The sequence below is a fragment of the Serratia sp. NGAS9 genome (assembly GCF_009905295.1).
GTDB classification, from domain to species: Bacteria; Pseudomonadota; Gammaproteobacteria; order Enterobacterales; family Enterobacteriaceae; genus Serratia; species Serratia bockelmannii.
Genome location: NZ_CP047605.1, coordinates 3341537 through 3355422 on the forward strand (window position 1 = coordinate 3341537; position 13886 = coordinate 3355422).

At 63.4% G+C, this 13886-nt stretch carries 15 protein-coding genes; 2 read left to right on the top strand and 13 right to left on the bottom strand.

Translation table 11 applies throughout. The features are described 5' to 3' along the window. Nucleotides 1-21: 21 nt before the first annotated feature. Both GUC32_RS15930 and GUC32_RS15935 read right to left on the bottom strand, forming a co-directional pair. Nucleotides 22-462, bottom strand: coding sequence for a DMT family transporter (locus GUC32_RS15930; protein WP_025303411.1), 441 nt, complete (start codon nt 460-462; stop codon nt 22-24). A gap of 17 nt (nt 463-479) precedes the next feature. Beyond that, the gene (locus tag GUC32_RS15935; RefSeq protein WP_049295933.1) at nt 480-998 is read right to left on the bottom strand and encodes a GNAT family N-acetyltransferase; all 519 of its coding nucleotides are present in this window, start codon (nt 996-998) and stop codon (nt 480-482) included. 38 nt (nt 999-1036) lie between these two features. Between GUC32_RS15935 and GUC32_RS15940 the strand changes: the two genes are divergently transcribed. Then, entirely contained in the window at nt 1037-1606 is a 570-nt protein-coding gene (locus GUC32_RS15940) for an XRE family transcriptional regulator (protein ID WP_025303413.1), read from the top strand. 13 nt (nt 1607-1619) lie between these two features. Here the strand turns inward: GUC32_RS15940 and GUC32_RS15945 are convergent, their stop codons facing one another. The 3 genes from GUC32_RS15945 to GUC32_RS15955 form a co-directional block, all read right to left on the bottom strand. Next, nucleotides 1620-1913, bottom strand: a complete 294-nt coding sequence (locus GUC32_RS15945) for a DUF2623 family protein (RefSeq protein WP_025303414.1) — start codon at nt 1911-1913, stop codon at nt 1620-1622. A gap of 132 nt (nt 1914-2045) precedes the next feature. Further along, nucleotides 2046-2633: a nitroreductase family protein gene (locus GUC32_RS15950; protein WP_369435315.1), complete on the bottom strand. Its 588-nt coding sequence runs from the start codon at nt 2631-2633 to the stop codon at nt 2046-2048. A 69-nt stretch (nt 2634-2702) separates the two neighbouring features. After that, nucleotides 2703-3599, bottom strand: a complete 897-nt coding sequence (locus tag GUC32_RS15955; protein WP_049203552.1) for a LysR substrate-binding domain-containing protein — start codon at nt 3597-3599, stop codon at nt 2703-2705. Between the two features lie 115 nt (nt 3600-3714). Here GUC32_RS15955 and GUC32_RS15960 point away from each other — a divergent pair, with 115 nt between their 5' ends. Continuing rightward, a complete protein-coding gene (locus GUC32_RS15960) occupies nt 3715-4350 on the top strand; it encodes a flavodoxin family protein (protein ID WP_049208746.1) in 636 nt (211 codons plus the stop codon). A gap of 8 nt (nt 4351-4358) precedes the next feature. On the opposite strand, the gene GUC32_RS15965 is transcribed toward GUC32_RS15960, so the two are convergent. From GUC32_RS15965 to ssuD, 8 genes are all read right to left on the bottom strand, one after another. Then, nucleotides 4359-5576 (bottom strand): acyl-CoA dehydrogenase family protein, encoded by a 1218-nt coding sequence (locus GUC32_RS15965; protein WP_089196029.1) that lies wholly within the window; start codon nt 5574-5576, stop codon nt 4359-4361. A gap of 17 nt (nt 5577-5593) precedes the next feature. Next, on the bottom strand, nt 5594-7027 hold the full coding sequence (locus GUC32_RS15970; protein ID WP_025303419.1) for an MFS transporter: 1434 nt from the start codon (nt 7025-7027) through the stop codon (nt 5594-5596). A 183-nt stretch (nt 7028-7210) separates the two neighbouring features. Then, entirely contained in the window at nt 7211-8086 is an 876-nt protein-coding gene (locus tag GUC32_RS15975; protein ID WP_089196030.1) for a MetQ/NlpA family ABC transporter substrate-binding protein, read from the bottom strand. A gap of 2 nt (nt 8087-8088) precedes the next feature. After that, complete coding sequence (locus GUC32_RS15980; protein WP_025303421.1) at nt 8089-8784, bottom strand: methionine ABC transporter permease; 696 nt, start codon at nt 8782-8784, stop codon at nt 8089-8091. 5 nt (nt 8785-8789) lie between these two features. Continuing rightward, a complete protein-coding gene (locus tag GUC32_RS15985) occupies nt 8790-9809 on the bottom strand; it encodes a methionine ABC transporter ATP-binding protein (RefSeq protein ID WP_043143177.1) in 1020 nt (339 codons plus the stop codon). A gap of 7 nt (nt 9810-9816) precedes the next feature. After that, the gene (locus GUC32_RS15990; RefSeq protein WP_369435316.1) at nt 9817-11223 is read right to left on the bottom strand and encodes an LLM class flavin-dependent oxidoreductase; all 1407 of its coding nucleotides are present in this window, start codon (nt 11221-11223) and stop codon (nt 9817-9819) included. Nucleotides 11224-11307: 84 nt separating this feature from the next. Beyond that, nucleotides 11308-12687: an FAD/NAD(P)-binding protein gene (locus GUC32_RS15995; protein ID WP_142590241.1), complete on the bottom strand. Its 1380-nt coding sequence runs from the start codon at nt 12685-12687 to the stop codon at nt 11308-11310. Beyond that, nucleotides 12687-13859, bottom strand: a complete 1173-nt coding sequence (gene ssuD / locus GUC32_RS16000; protein ID WP_043143175.1) for an FMNH2-dependent alkanesulfonate monooxygenase — start codon at nt 13857-13859, stop codon at nt 12687-12689. Before ssuD ends, GUC32_RS15995 begins: the two co-directional genes overlap by 1 nt. Nucleotides 13860-13886: the final 27 nt, after the last annotated feature.

The window sequence follows — 13886 nt, forward strand, 5'->3', positions numbered from 1 at the left end:
CTTTTTGCATGTCAGCCGCCGTCAAAAGCTGCGTTTCGCCACCAGATAGGCGCCCGCCACCAGCAGCAGGGCGCCCAACAGCGCCGGCAGATTCTCGCGCAGCGCCGCCGGGCCGGCGCGGTAGACGTCCACCAGCAGCCCCATGCACAGCTGGCTGGCGACCAAGATCGAGATGGTGGCCGCCGCGCCCAGTTTTTGGTAGCCCAGGATGCCGGCGAACACGAACAGCGATCCCAGCAGCCCCGGTAACAGCATCCACCACCTGGCGGCGCCGGTCACTTCCGCCACCGCGCCGAGGCCGTTTTTGGCCAGCAGCAACCCCACCAGCAGCAACAAACCGACGCTGGAGTTGATCACCAGCGTGATAAGGATGGTCGAAACGCTTTCGGTAATACGCACCATCAACAGATTCTGCACCACCAGCCCCATCCCGGCCGCGATCAGCAGTAACAGCATATTCATCGCCCTGCCTCCCGGGGTCAGCGCGCCGGCGGCGCCGCCCGCTCGTCGAGCGTCAGCTGCAGGAAAGTCAGATCCAGCCATTGGCCAAATTTGGCGCCCACCTGCTCCATACGCCCCACCTCGCGGAACCCGAGCGCCAGGTGCAGCTGAATGGAGGCCCGATTGCCGGATTCGATGCCGGCCACCATCACATGCTTGCCGATCTCCCGCGCCCGTGCAATCAAGGCGATCAACAGCGCCTTGCCAATCCCGGCACCGCGATGCGCCTGATGGACATACACCGAGTGCTCTACGGTATGGCGATAGCCGTCCCAGGCTCGCCAATCGCCGAACGACGCGTAGCCGATCGCCTCGTCCGCGCCGTTCACCGCCACCAGCACCGGGTAACCTGCCGCCTGCCGCTCGCCGATCCACGCCGCGCGGTTGGCCGCATCCACGGTTTGTTCATTCCAGATGGCGGTGCTGTTCAACACCGCGTCGTTATAGATAGCGGCAATCGCCGCGCTATCGTTGAGCGTCGCATTTCGTATAATCATGGTTTACCCCGGCCAATTGTCCACTATAATACTACGATATGAATATTAAATTAGACAATCTAAATCAGCTGATCGGCGCACGCATTCGCATTGAGCGCGAGGCGCGCCACTGGTCGCTGTCCGATCTGGCCGAACGGGCGGGCGTCTCACGGGCGATGGTTCATAAGATCGAGCGCGGCGAGAGCAGCCCGACGGCGATGCTGTTGGGCAGGCTGGCGGGGGCGTTCGGCCTCAGCATGTCCAAGCTGATCGCCCGGGCGGAAACGCAGGAAGGCCGGCTGCTGCGCCGGGAAGATCAACCGGTCTGGGTCGATCCGGAGAGCGGCTACGTGCGGCGCCACGTGTCGCCGCGCACCGATCTGCCGCTCGATCTGGTGCGCATCGAACTGCCGGCCGGCGCGGCGATCCCGATGCCGGCTTCGGTGTACGCGTTCAAACGTCAGCTGATCTGGGTTTTATCCGGCGAGCTGGTCTTTCTTGAGGGTGAGGCGCGCCATGAAATGGCCGAAGGCGACTGTCTGGAGCTCGGCCCACCGGCGGACTGCCGCTTTGAAAACCAGAGCGACCAACCGTGCGTGTATATGGTGGCGGTGCTGAGCGCCGCCTGACGGCTCGTCTGCGCTACCCCTGCGCCGGTCGGTTATAGCCGGCGCGGAAAAACTTCTCCGCCAGCCGGCTGTCGCCGCCGGAAAAGAACTCGCTCATCGGCTCACTGCCAAGGCCATAGGCACGGCTCAGCTGACCGGCTTCGAACGCCGCCCGGTTCTCGTCGCCGCAGCGCTGCGCTAAATGGTGCGCATAGCCGAGCACGAAGCCGCGCTTGTAGTCGGAGCAAAAGCGCGACAGCTCCGCCTCCGGCTTCAGGTTCTCCGCCTTTAACCCCGCCAACAACCCTTTGCCAAAATGATCTCCCACGGGTTCCTCCTCATTACGCAATCGCTATATAACAAAATATACAGCGAATAAGCGAACGCGAACATACTCCCAAAGTTTTACTCGCCGCATAAAAAAGGCCCGCCAAGCGGGCCTCGGCGAGAACGCGGGCAATCACAGCGTGAAATTCAGCCCTTCGCTGACGGTCTTGCCCAGCGGCAGGCGGCCCGACGGCGCCTCTTTTTCCTGCAGGAAATCCGGCAGGCGGGCTTTGTCGCCCGGTTTGCCGATCGCCACCATGGCGTGCACCGCATAGTCGTCCGGCAGCTGCAACGCCGCTTTGATCTTGTCGTGGTGAATGCCGCTCATGCAGTGGGTCAGCCAGCCTTTCAGGTGCGCCTGATGCGCCATGTTGGCCCAGGCGGCGCCGGTGTCGAACGCGTGGGTCGGGTTGTCCACCAGCCGCTCGCCGTTCAGGCTGGTGGTTTTGGAGACGATCACCACCAGCGCCGAGGCGTGCTGCGCCCAGCCGCGGTTGAAGTCGATCAGGAACTCCAGGTAGTTCTCCCAGCTGTCGGAGCCGTGCTTGCTGTAGGCAAAGCGCCACGGCTGAATGTTGTAGGCCGAAGGCGACCAGCGCGCCGCTTCAAAGAAGCTCAGCAGCGTTTGATCGTCGATGGCGTCGTTGGTCATCGCGCGCGGCGACCAGCGCTCGATAAATTGCGCGTCAATCGGGTAATCGGAGGTTCTTGGCTGGCTCATGATAGGTTCTCGCAGTGAAGTAAAAACAAAAGTTCGCTGATATTCCCACAGCTTAGGACGGTAAAACTTTTATTTCGTGCCATTGCCTTGCGGCAGTTCCTGCTGCAGCCAGGCGAGAAACGCCCTGACCGGCGGGTGCCGCTCGCGTCCCGGCGCGCACAACACGCTGTACGCGGCACCCGGAACGCGCACCTCCGGCCGGTACGCCACCAGCAGACCGTTGTCCACCATCTCGGACACCATCACCGAGCTGGCGAGCACCAACCCCTGCCCGGCCACCGCCGCCTGCAGGGCGTAATGTTCCTCGTGATAGCTGCGCATCGCCGCATGGCGCTGCCACCAGTCCACGCCGGCGGCCCGGCACCAGTCATGCCAACCGCTGTCGTACAGCGCAGAATCCCCCCACTTCACGGTGATCAGCACCGGATTTTCCGGTTCGGCGGCAGCCAGCCCCGGCGCGGCGTAAACGCCAAAGCTCTCCTCCAGCCGCGCCGTCTGATGCAGCGAGGGATAGTGTGCGCGACTGTAACGCACCGCCACATCCACGCTGGCGTCCTGCTGCAGATCGATCACCTCGGCGCAGGCCTCCAGGCGCACCAGATAGTGCGGGTACGCCTGGTAGAAACGCCCCAGGCGCGGCACCAACCACAGCGCCGCGAACGAGTGCGTCACCGAGACGCATAGCGAGCCGCTGCTGGGCTGCGGCCGCAGGCCTTCGAGCGTGGCGGCGACGTCCAGCAGCGCGCCGTGCACCCCGGCGAACAGCGTTTCTCCCTTCGCCGTCAGCCGCACGCCGCGCGGCACTCGCTCGAACAGCGCAAACCCCAACTGCTGCTCCAGCGCTTTGATCTGGTGCGAGATCGCCGTCGGCGTCACCGCCAGCTCGGCCGCCGCCAGCTTGAAGCTGCGCAGGCGAGCGGCGGATTCAAAGGTGCGTAATGCGTTGACGGGCAGCGTGGCGAACATGGCGAAATCCCTCTAGGTGAGTTGAATTCATCCTGGCAGAAAAGCCGTCATTTGTCGCCTGCCGTCACTTGTTTCTAAAGTAGGGTTGAATTCACTTCATACCGAGGAACATGACATGAATACAACTCATCAATCCAAACGTCTGGTTGTGCTGGTCGGCAGCCCGCGCCGTGACGGCAACAGCGCCACGCTGGCGCAGGCGATCCTGGTGGGCGCCGCCGAAGCCGGCACCGTCGCCAGCCTGCATTTTCTCGATGATTACCTGAGCGGTTTTCTGAGCGATGAACGCCATACGCCGCCGCCGGGCGATCGCTACGCCGAGCTGTTCCTGGAGCACTTCCTGCCGGCCGACGGCGCGGTATTTTGCACGCCGATTTACTGGTACGGCATGTCGGCGCAAACCAAGGCCTTTTTCGATCGCTCGTTCAGCTTCTATTCCAACGCCTACCCTCAGGCGGAACAGGTGCACCAACGCATGAGCGGCAAACGCATCGGGCTGGCGGTGGCGTCGGAAGAAACTTATCCTGGCGCGGCGCTGGGCATCGTGCATCAGATCCAGGAGTTCAGCCGTTACACCCATTCCGCCTTCGTCGGGCTGGTGCACGGCGCCGGCAACCAGCGCGCTGAGATCGCCCGCGATCCGCGCAACCCGCTGCAGGCCGCCCGCGAGTTGGGGCGCGAGTTCTTCACCCGCCCCTATTCGGATTATCAGATGGACAGCCCGCGCAGCACGCAGGTTTGGACGGAATAGCCACGGCCTCAACCGCCACTGCCGATTTGCCAGATAAAGGTCGGCGTATGGCGGTTAATTTCCCAGTCACCGATATTGCGCGCCTTGTAGATCACCGGATTATGTGAAGAGAGCGTGCGCGCATTGCGCCAGTGGCGATCCAACGCCTTGCCGGTACGGGTATCTGAAGCGCCGAGCGCATTGAACAATTCACCGGCGGCGCGCTGCACCCACTCCCCGGCGATGACCTGCGCCCTGGCGGCGTCCAGTTCCGCCGTCACGTTAAGCGCCTGCAGCAGCGCTTCATCGCCGGAACGATGCGCCTCATAAGCCTGCTGCAGCGAGGAAGTCGCTTTTAGCACCGTCGCCTCAACCGCATAGGCCCAGGCGCTGATTTGCCCCACCACCTGCTGGATCTGCACGTCGTCCTTCACCCAACCGGCGTTGCCGTGGCTATAGATCCTTTTACGTTGCCTCACGCCCTCGCCGACGTCTCGCAGCACCGCGCGACCGATCCCCGCCAGCGTCGCCAGCAACACATGCTGATAGAACGCAGTTTGGTAACGGAAGCGCTCGGCAAAGGCGTAGACGTGCGCCTGCTCGACCTGCGCATCAATAAAACGCGTGGTGCCGCTGCCGGTAGTGCGTTGGCCAAATCCGTCCCAGTCGTCGTCGCGCTCTACGCCCGGCTGGGTGACGTTCACCAAAGCGATCACCGGGCCGCCGTTGTCGCTACGCTCGGCATACACGTCGATCCAATCGGCAAACAGACTGCCGGTGCTGTAAAATTTCTCGCCGTTGAGCGACCAGCCGTCGGCCTGTGGCGTTACCCGGGTATTGACCTGCCCCAGCTTCACGCCGCCGATCTCGGTCCAACCGCTGCCGACCAGCTCGCCGTCGAGAAAGCGTTCGAACCAGCGATCGCGCTCCGGGCCGTCCGGCGCGTTCAGCCGATCTTCCACGAAGGCGAAATGCGCCCGCAGCGCCTGCGGCAGGTTAGAGTCCGCCTCCGCCAGTTCGGTCAGCAGTTCGAACAGCTGCGGCAACGAAGCGCCGTCGCCGCCCTTTTCACGCGGGAGGCGCACCTTGCCGAACCCCGCCTCTTTCAGCCAACGGATCGGTTCATGCGGCAGCGTGCGCGACAGCTCTCGCTCCACCGCCCCGGCGGCGATTTCGGCGAAGATCGGCCGAAAACGCGCGGCCAGCTGTGCGTAGTCTGCTCCGGTGGATAACAGGTGTTGCGTCATGTCAGTGTCCTCTGTGGTTAAGCGCGATCGGCCAGATCGTCGATATCGTGCGCCGTCGGTTCAAAGCGAATGATCAGCAGGAAGACGATGGGGATCGCCGCCGCCAGTGAAACAATCCAAAACATGTCGGTGCCGAAGCGCGCCTGCAAAATCGGCAGAATAAACAGCGCCAGCGCGCTGCCGATACCGGACAGCGAACGGCCGAAACCGACGCCGGTGGCGCGGATCGCCGTCGGGTAAGAGAGCGCCGGATAAATCATCATCTGCGCGCCGGGGCCGAATCCTTCGGCGAACAGCCATAGGCCCAACATCAGGATCGCCAGCCCAACGCCGAACGCCGCCTGCGGATGTCCGATCAACGCCAGGGCAATCAGCGCGATAAACTGCAGCGCGAATCCGGCGATCGCCACGTGGCGCGACGGATACTTCCATGCCAGACGCATGCCGAGCAGGCCACCGGTAAAAGCGAACAGCACGTTCAGCCCGAGCGAAGCGGAGATAGTTTCAAACACCCCGGCGCCGAGAAACTGCGCCAGAATCGACGGCAGAAAGAAGGCGATGGCGGTGTATTCAAAGGAAATGCAAACGTTCATCACGCTGGCGACCAGCGTGCGCTCGCGGTACGGCTTGCGGAACAGCACGCGGAAGCTGACCTTCGGCGGCGCCGCCGGTTGGGCGGCGTCAGGTTCCGCCTCATGGGCGGCAATGCCGTATGACTCGCGCAGGATGCGCGCCGCCTCTTTCAGATCGCCCTGGTTAGCGGCCCACAGCGGCGACTCGTTCATAAACTTGCTGCGCACCATGATGATCAGCAACGCCGGCACGGCGCCGAAAATCAACGAGGCGCGCCACAGCCAGTTCGCATATTCGGCCGGCAATAGAAAATAGAGCGCAAAGATGATCAGAAAACACACCGACGAAGCGGCGTACCACATCGGGCACCAGGCCGCCAGGCGCGACGCCTTGTTGGCCTTGCCGGTGAATTTGGAGAATTCGGCCAGATAGGCCATCGCCACCGGCAAATCAATGCCGACGCCGATCCCCATCAAAAAGCGCGCGCCGATCAGCACCCAGACGTTGGGCGCCAGCCCGGCGGCGATGGCGGAAACCACAAAAAACAGCATATCGGCCATAAACACCTGATAGCGGCCGTACTTATCGGTCAACCAGCCGCCGACCAGGTTGCCGAGAATGGTCCCGACCATGATCGAAGAAGTTACCACCCCGGTCAGCAGCGGGCTGAGGCTGAATTCACGCACCACGTCATCGATGCCGTAAGACAGCGTGGTCAGGTCATAGGCATCGAGAAAAACACCGCCCAGCGCCAACAGCACGATCATGCGCGCATGGGTATTTTTCTCGCTGCGCTGGTTAATCAAACGCGCCACATCGCTGGCCGAGCCGATGGGCGCAGATAACGGCGGCGCGGTATCGATATTTAAGGTACTCATAGCTTCCTCGTTGTAATTGGCAGGTGACACCTCGTTTATAGGGTGAAAAAATTACGCCGACAAACAACAATTTCTTCTATAAATATCATTAATATCAATAAATTAAACATTGTTACAGCGTAACAAAAGCGCCGGATTAACGCGCGTTAATCCGGTCTTTATCACGGTCATTTCGGGCGGGGATTATTCTGCCGATACCGGCACCAGCACGCCTTTCACCAGCGGGTCGTCGGTGCTTTTCAGCCACGCCTGCAACCTGGGATCGGCAAACGCCCGCTGCAGCTTGCGAATATTTTCGTCCTGCAGATAGGGCGTGCCAATCACCAGCTGCGAGGCGAAGGTCTTCGGCGCCGGTGGGAACAAGATGCCCTTCTCACGCGGCACCTTGCCGGCGTCGAACTGCGACACATAGCCAATGGCCGCATCTACCGAATTCAGCGCGCGCGGCATGGTCAGCAAATCCAACTCCTTGAAGTTAAAATGGCGTTTGTTCTCGCGAATGTCTTTCAGCCTGGCGGTGCGCGCCTCGATCGCCGGATCCAGCCCGATCAGTCCAATGCGCTGCAGCAGCCACAACGCCTGCCCCTGATTGGCGCCGTCGTTGGGCACCACGATCTCCGCGCCGTCCGGCAACTCCGCGATCGACGTATAGCGGTCGGAATAAATGCCAAACGCCCACTGAAACACCGGCAGCGTCGGGGTCAGCTTAAAACCATTGGCATCTACCACCTGCTTTAGCCACCATTGGTGCTGGTAGATCGTGGCGGCGTACTGCCCCTGCGCCACCGCACGATCGGCCTGCACCGGATCCTGCAGGCCAACCGCCTCCAGCCTAAGGCCGTAATCCGGCGCGATATGGTCGCCGACGTACTCGATCACCCGCTGCTCTCCGGCCATCGCCGGCTCAAAGTGCACTTTCAGCGTGCTGCCGAACTGCACCGTCTGCTGCTGGCCGGCGCTGAAGTGCCAAACCGCGGCGGCGACAATCGCCACCGCCGCGATACCCACCGGCCACGGCCAGCGTTTCTTCTTCACTATCTCAAAATCGTGATTAGGCATGATTAAAAGGTTTCCTGATGATGACGCAACGCGGCGACCAGGCGGTCACCAATAAACTGAATCAGTTGAATCGTGGCGATCAGCACCACAATGGTGGCGATCATGATGTGATTGTCGAAACGCTGGTAGCCGTACACCACCGCCAGATAGCCGATGCCGCCCGCGCCAATGGTGCCGGCGATGGCCGAATACTCGATCATCGAGATGACGTTCAGCGTGATGGCGGCGACGATCGCCGGCAGCGCCTCGCTGAGCTGCGCGCGGGTGACTATCTGCCAGATCGAACCGCCGGACACCAGCCCCACCGCCGTCACCTCCGGCGGCAGTTCGCGCAGCGCGTTCTCCACCAGCCGGCCAAAGAACGGAATGCCGGCGACGATCATCGGGATCACCGCCGCCGGAATGCCGATGGTGGTGCCGGTCAACCAGAAGGTGAACGGAATAATCGCCGCCATCAGCACCAGAAACGGCAGCGAACGGCCCATGTTCACCAACCAGCTCAGCGCGCGATTCAGCGCCGGGCGCGGAAACAAGCCGCGCGATGAGGTGTTGAACAACACCACGCCGACGGCGCCGCCGATCGCCACCACAAACAGCATCACGATGCCGACCATCAGCCAGGTTTCGCCGTAGGCCGGCAGCATCAACCGATGGATCTCGCGCCAGGGTGTGTCCTGGCTCATCACGCTGTCAGACAGATTTTTCATACCGCCTCCTGCAAGGCCGCCGGCTGTTCCAGCACCTCGGCGAGAATGCCCAACCGTCGCAGCTCGCCCTGCAGTTCAGCCACCGAACGCGAACCGCCGCCAAAACGCACCGCAATCTCTAACCGCCCGGCCAGGCTGCCGCCCACCACTTCAACGTGGCCGCCCAGCAGATCGATCTGCAGGTCGAGTTGGCGGCTGATGCGGCTGATCCAGTCGGTGGCCGCCGGCTGACGGGCGGAATAGGTCACCTGCAGCCGCAACGCGGCATCGGACGCCAGCGTCTTCAGCGGGAACAGCTGGCGGCCCAGCGAGGAATCGGGCGCCGCCAACAGCTCGCGCACCGGCCCTTGCTGCACAATCACGCCGTCGCGGATCTCGGCCACCGCGTCGGCGGCGTCGCGCACCGCATCCATCTCGTGGGTGATCAGGATGATCGACAGGCCATACCGATCGCGCAGCTGTTTAAGCAGGCTGAGAATGGCCCCGGTGGCGTCCGGATCCAGCCCGGAGGTGGCCTCATCCGCCAGCAGCACCGACGGATTCAGCGCCAGCGCGCGGGCGATGCCGACCCTTTGGCGCTGGCCGCCGGACAGCTGAGCCGGGTAAAACGCCGCCTTGTCCGCCAACCCTACCGCTGCCAGCAGGCTCTTTACCCGCTTGTCGATATCGCGCGGCACCACGCCCAGATAGGTCAACGGCAGCGCCACATTCTGCCAGGCGGTTTTACGCTGCAGCAGCGCGGAAGACTGGAACACCGTGCCTATCGCCCGCCGCTCCCTGCGCAGCGCCTCGCCCGCAAGCCGCGACAAGTCCTGGCCGTTCACCCGGATACTGCCGCTGCTCGGCCGCTCCAGCAGGCTGATGCATTTCGCCAGCGTCGATTTGCCCGCCCCGCTGGGGCCGACCACGGCGGTAATCGATCCGGCCGGCACCTGCAGCGAAACGCCCTTCAGCACCTCAATCCGTCGCCCGTCCGGCGCGCGGTAAGCCTTGTGCAATCCTTCAATCTCTATCATCGCATCCTCACTTGACGCTCAGTGCATCGGCCAAGAGCGCGCCGGCCGGCCAGCGGTAGCCCACCGCCGGGTGCGGCTCTGCCAGGCGCGGCCCCTGATTGAACAATTTTTCTCGCAGAGTGCCCGCTGTGTAGTCGCGCTTATACACTCCGCGTTTTTGCAGCTCGGGGATAAGCAGTTCCACCACGTCGGTGAAGGTTTCATGGGTAACGGCGTAGGCCAAATTGAAACCGTCAACATCCGTTTCCTCCACCCACGCCTGCAGTTCGTCGGCCACGGTTTGCGGGCCGCCCACCAACAGCGGGCCGAAACCGCCGATGCCGACCCATTCGGCGATGCCCTGTACGGTCCATTCACGGCAGGGATCGGCGCTGGAGAAAGTTTCCACCGCCGACTGAATGGCATTGGTGTGCAGATGCTTCAGCACCTGATCCGGCTGATACTGACCGAAATCGATGCCGGTCCAGCCGGACACCAGCGCCAGCGCGCCTTCGTAGCTGGTATAGGATTTGTATTCCCGCCATTTTTCCTGCGCCTGCCGGTCAGTTTCACCGACGATCACCGTCTGCAGGTTGAAGATCAGGATGCTGCGCGGGTCGCGCCCGGCCTCGGCGGCGCGGCGGCGGATATCGGCCACGGTTTTTTTCAGCAAGGTTTTCGAAGGAGAGGCGACAAACACGCATTCGGCGTGCTCCGCGGCAAATTGCTTGCCACGGCTGGAAGCGCCGGCCTGATACAACACTGGCGTGCGCTGCGGCGAAGGCTCGCTCAGGTGAATGCCCGGCACCTGGAAGAACTCGCCTTTGTGGTTGATCGGATGAATTTTCGCCGGATCGCTGAAGATGCGCCGCTGACGATCGCGCAAAATCGCGCCGTCTTCCCAACTGCCCTCCAGCAGCTTGTAAACCACCTGTAGGTATTCATCGGCGTAGTCGTAGCGCGCATCGTGATCGGTCTGCGCCCGGTGGCCAATATTGCGCGCGCCGCTCTCCAGGTAAGAAGTGACGATATTCCAACCGATACGCCCCTTGGTCAGGTGATCAAGCGTCGACAATCTGCGGGCGAAAGGATAAGGGTGCTCAAATGACAGCGAGGCGGTCAACCCGAAGCCGAGATGTTCGGTAACCAGCGCCATCGGCGTCACCAGCGCCAGCGGATCGTTAACCGGCACCTGCGTCGCCTGGCGGATCGCCGCGTCGCCGCTGCCGTTAAGCACGTCGTAAATCCCCAGCACGTCGGCGATAAACAATCCATCGAACTTGCCGCGTTCCAGCAGGCGCGCCAGATCGGTCCAATATTCGAGATCCTTATACTGCCAGGAACGGTCGCGCGGGTGCGCCCACAGCCCCGGCGACTGATGGCCGACGCAGTTCATATCAAAAGCGTTAAGACGAATTTCACGTTGCGATGACATAGCGAGCTCCACAATTATCTGCCGGCCACGGGCGGAGCCGGGCCGGATGGGGGGTCTTAGGGTGTTAAAAACGGGAATGGACGATCAGTTTGCAGCCGGACATCGCGCCAGCAGATATTGCGCGACGCTTTGGGCGTGTTCCGCCACCTGCGGCAGCCCCATCAGTTCGCCGAAGCGGCCACGCGCCGCCGGGCCGGCCACCAGCAGGCGCGGGTTGGCAAGGCCGTCGCCGCCGATCGCCTGGCTGTCGGCATTGACCCACAGCCCCAATCCCAGCGGATCGGCGCGCAGCGCCCCCTGCTCCGCCAGCGAGCTGAGCAACGGGCTGGCGGCGATCAGGCCGGCATGGGCCGGACCCGTAGCGATCAGCAGCCGCTGCGCCTGCAGCGCCCGCTCTGCGCCCTGGCGCGGCAGAATCGTCAAACGCACGCCCTGCGGCGTGGGTTCTGCCCGCCGCAAACGAGCGGCCAATACCTGCAGCGTGCCCGCCGCCTGTTGCTCCGCCAGCAACGTGCTCACCTGCGGCGCAATGCGATAGCGGTGCACGTCCCAATAGGCGCGCAGATGCCGCAGAAAGCGCTGCTGTTCGGTCGGCGTCAATGCTTGCCACAGACGCTGGCCCTGGGCGCGCACCTCGTCCAACACCGCCTGCCACGGCACCCGTTGCCCAGCGGCGCGCGCCACTTCAAGGCGCACCTGCCGCACCCCGTCACACAGTCCGGATGGCGGGGTAAACGACCACGTCGGGTACTCCCCTTCGGCATTGGCACGCGGCAACAAACCATGACGAGAGAACGCGGTAATCGGCCCACGATGCCCGCGGCGGTGCAACGCCGCCACCGCATCGGCCATCGTCAGCCCGCTGCCGACGATCGCCAATGATTCATCGGGTTCAATCTCATCCAGCGCCCCCTCCGCCCAGGGATTGGCGATTAACCGCGCGTCGCGCGCCAGTTCCGGGGCGATCTGCCGCGGCAGCGCGGGCGGCGGATGGCTGGTCGCCAACACCACATAATCGCCCCACAGCCGTTCGCCGCCGGCGGTGATGACAGACGCGCCCTGCGCCTGCGGCTGCAGGTACTGCGCCCGATCGCGCAGGTGCCGCAAGCGGGCCTGGCCCGACTGCGCCGCCTGATGAAAACGTTCCTCGACATAGCGGCCGAAGGCGCCGCGCTGCGGATAGGCCTTACCGTCGCGCCATAACGCCTGCGGATCGGCCGTCAGCCCGCCGCCCTGACGGAACCAGCGGTCAAAATCCCCCGCGGGCTCATCCGCCAGCTGCATCCTATCGGCCGGGACGTTGATGCGGTGGGTCGGCTCGGTGGTCGAATACGCCACGCCATAGCCCGGCGCGGCGCGCGGTTCGATCACCGTGACATCCACCGCTCCGTGCGCCAGCTGGATCGCCAGCGCCGCGCCGGTGAAACCGCCGCCGATAACGATAATATGGGCACGCTTCGCCATCAGCCCTCCCGCTGCGCCGGGCCGGGACGACGATCGCCGCCGATGGTTTCGCCAAACGGGCCGGTATTGATCGTGCGAGCCGTCTGATGAGCCGACTGCGCCAGCGGCAGCAGCGGCATCACCAGCTCGGCGAAGCGGTGAGCCTCTTCCAGATGCGGATAGCCGGAAAGGATGAAATTGTCGATGCCCAGCGCCTGATACTCGCGTATGCGCGCCGCCACCTGCTGCGGATTGCCCACCAATGCGGTGCCAGCGCCACCGCGCACCAGGCCGACGCCGGCCCACAGGTTGGGGCCGATGCGCAGACTCTCGCGCGAGCCGCCGTGCAGTTCGCTCATGCGGCGCTGGCCGGTGGAGTCCATGCGCGCAAAGATCTGCTGCGCCGCCGCGATGGTGTCGTCATCCAGATGCGCGATCAGTCGCTCGGCCGCCGCCCAGGCTTCGTCTTCAGTTTCGCGCACGATAACGTGTAGGCGAATGCCATAGCTGAGTTTACGCCCCTGCCGCTCGGCGCGCTGGCGCACCGCCGCCAGCTTTTCCGCCACCTGAGCCAGCGGTTCGCCCCAGGTCAGGTAGGTGTCGATCTGCCCAGCGGCGATGTCGATCGCTTCCGGCGATGAGCCGCCGAAATAGAGCGGCGGGCCGTTTTCCTGCACCGGCGGGAACAGCAATTCGGCGCCTTCGACGCGAATATGCTTACCGCTGAAATCCACCTTCTCCCCTTGCAGCAGCCGTTGATACACCGTGAGAAATTCCTGTGTCACTTCGTAACGTTCGGCATGGCTGAGGAAGATGCCATCCCCTTTGTTTTCCACCGGATCGCCGCCGGTCACCACGTTGATCAGCAGGCGTCCGTCCGACAGCCGATCCAGCGTCGCCGCCATGCGCGCCGCCAGGCTCGGCGGCTGCAGGCCGGGGCGCACCGCCACCAGGTAGCGCAACCGGCGGGTGATCGGCGCCAGCGCCGCCGCCACCAGCCAGGAATCCTCGCAGCTTTTACCGGTTGGGATCAGCACGCCGTAATAGCCGAGGTTGTCGGCAGCCAGCGCCACCTGCTGCAAATAAGGCAGGTCCACCGGGCGCCCGCCCTGCGCCGTGCCCAGATAGCGGCCGTCGCCGTGGGTCGGCAGAAACCAGAAAACGTTGATGCGCTCTTTCACTGACTCAGTCATTTATGCCTTTCCTATATAACTATTTTC

Coding starts and splice junctions, on each gene's coding strand:
- GUC32_RS15930 (WP_025303411.1), bottom strand. CDS start 462: ATGAATATGCTGTTACTGCTGATCGCGGCCGGGATGGGGCTGGTGGTG.
- GUC32_RS15935 (WP_049295933.1), bottom strand. CDS start 998: ATGATTATACGAAATGCGACGCTCAACGATAGCGCGGCGATTGCCGCT.
- GUC32_RS15940 (WP_025303413.1), top strand. CDS start 1,037: ATGAATATTAAATTAGACAATCTAAATCAGCTGATCGGCGCACGCATT.
- GUC32_RS15950 (WP_369435315.1), bottom strand. CDS start 2,633: ATGAGCCAGCCAAGAACCTCCGATTACCCGATTGACGCGCAATTTATC.
- GUC32_RS15955 (WP_049203552.1), bottom strand. CDS start 3,599: ATGTTCGCCACGCTGCCCGTCAACGCATTACGCACCTTTGAATCCGCC.
- GUC32_RS15960 (WP_049208746.1), top strand. CDS start 3,715: ATGAATACAACTCATCAATCCAAACGTCTGGTTGTGCTGGTCGGCAGC.
- GUC32_RS15965 (WP_089196029.1), bottom strand. CDS start 5,576: ATGACGCAACACCTGTTATCCACCGGAGCAGACTACGCACAGCTGGCC.
- GUC32_RS15970 (WP_025303419.1), bottom strand. CDS start 7,027: ATGAGTACCTTAAATATCGATACCGCGCCGCCGTTATCTGCGCCCATC.
- GUC32_RS15975 (WP_089196030.1), bottom strand. CDS start 8,086: ATGCCTAATCACGATTTTGAGATAGTGAAGAAGAAACGCTGGCCGTGG.
- GUC32_RS15985 (WP_043143177.1), bottom strand. CDS start 9,809: ATGATAGAGATTGAAGGATTGCACAAGGCTTACCGCGCGCCGGACGGG.
- GUC32_RS15990 (WP_369435316.1), bottom strand. CDS start 11,223: ATGTCATCGCAACGTGAAATTCGTCTTAACGCTTTTGATATGAACTGC.
- GUC32_RS15995 (WP_142590241.1), bottom strand. CDS start 12,687: ATGGCGAAGCGTGCCCATATTATCGTTATCGGCGGCGGTTTCACCGGC.
- ssuD (WP_043143175.1), bottom strand. CDS start 13,859: ATGACTGAGTCAGTGAAAGAGCGCATCAACGTTTTCTGGTTTCTGCCG.